1 protein-coding gene and 1 pseudogene are annotated in these 1,540 nt (G+C 66.0%); both read left to right on the top strand.

Going from position 1 to position 1,540, the window contains the following annotated elements; translation table 11 throughout:
• A pseudogene (locus tag FNH09_RS47450) lies at positions 1-487 on the top strand (hypothetical protein); the annotation flags it as partial.
• 210 nt (positions 488-697) lie between these two features.
• Entirely contained in the window at positions 698-1,309 is a 612-nt protein-coding gene (locus FNH09_RS49380) for a DUF7178 family protein (protein WP_238427497.1), read from the top strand.
• Positions 1,310-1,540: the final 231 nt, after the last annotated feature.

Genomic DNA, 1,540 nt, shown 5'->3' with positions numbered 1-1,540 from the left:
CCTCATCCCCGACCTGCGCCCCACCCTCCCAAACCTGGTCAGGGCCGCCGAAGCGACAGCACGCCTCACCGAGCTGGCATGGACGCCGCTCGCGGGTTACCCCGGAGCCGATCAGCCGTGGCTGATGCAGTGCCGCCTCTGCGGCTGGGAAGGCCGCCGCTTCTGGTCCCACCTCCGGGGCCGCAACGGCGACCCGACCCCGCGCCCCATCATCCGGCACCCCGGATGCCTGCCCGTCGCCGACCACGCGGAACTCATCGCAAAGTTCGCCGCAGAACTCACGACCACCTGCGAATGCGAATTCAAGCACCCCACAACCGAACGCCAGGCACTCGACGTCCTGAGCAGCCTCAAGAATGCATCCCAGGGCAATTCCGGTCCCCTCGCGCTGCTCTACGCCCGCCCAATCCTGGAGCCGTGCCCCGCGTCCAACACCAGGGCAACAGCCCTGCGCTGCGCCCTGAACCGGATCACCACACAGAAGTGATCCACCCGGCCCGTCAGCCCAGCTGACCCGAAGCCGGACCCAACAACAGCGGGAGGCCCGCACAGGGCCTCCCGCCCCCTCCCTGCCAGGCCAGCGCGCCCCTGCCGCGCGGCCGGCCCCTTTCCCGCGCCACGCCGGTCGAGTCGAGCCGCCCCAAGGGCCCGCTCCTCACCGCTGCTGCGCGCGCTCACTCCACCCCGAGGAACCGCAGTGATCCCGGTAAAGAGCACCGCCGAACAGCGCACCGCCTACACACGCGCCATCACCGAGAAATGGAACACCGCCACGCCCGACCAGAAACGCCGGGGGCGCGACTGGTACGCCAAGGCCCATCAATTGGCCGTGGAGATTTCAGGAGGTGACGCGAAGAAAGGTGCGGGCGTTCTGGCCGCGCTGTCCGCCAACAAATCATGGACAGAGAATTGCAGGCTCGCCCGTAAAGCATTCTCCGAAGGATTCGCCAGCGGTCACGTCCGTGACGCACTCACCAAAGCAGATCGAATCATGGCCGGGGCCGACCCGAGTGAAGTTCTCCCCATGCAACTGAAGACCGGATATTTCTATCTCTGCATCGCCGACCCGGAAAATGCGGACCCCGTAGTTATCGACCGCCACGCGCACGACATCGCAGTCCGCAAGGTCTACGGGCAGAGCGATCGAGGGTTAGGCGCACTCGGGCGGTACAACCTCTTGGCCGACTGCTACCGGGCTGCCGCGCAGAAAATCGGGGAGATCCCCAGCAAAGTTCAGGCAGTCACCTGGGTCGCGCATATCGAACGAGAGGTGACCCAGCCTCATTCCAGAATCCAGCTCGAAACGTAATTGACGCACTTTCAGACGGAGTTCCGAGGGTGGGATTGGGGTGGGATCTCAGCCCAGAACTCATCTTGCCATCAGTTTTGACGCACAGACTGACAGTTGACTGAGCGTCACAAGGGCGGGGGCGGCCGAGAGTCGAGCCGCCCCCGCCCTTGTTGCAGTGCCTTTTGCCCGGTCGCGGAGCGATCGGGCCCCGGAACAGCGCGAAGCGTTGGTCCGGCAGGGCCGCCACGG

Source organism: Streptomyces adustus, from assembly GCF_009377175.1.
Taxonomy (GTDB): Bacteria; Actinomycetota; Actinomycetes; order Streptomycetales; family Streptomycetaceae; genus Streptomyces; species Streptomyces adustus.
Note: the sequence above shows the minus strand (reverse complement) of the source record. Positions and strands in the feature narration are given on the sequence as shown.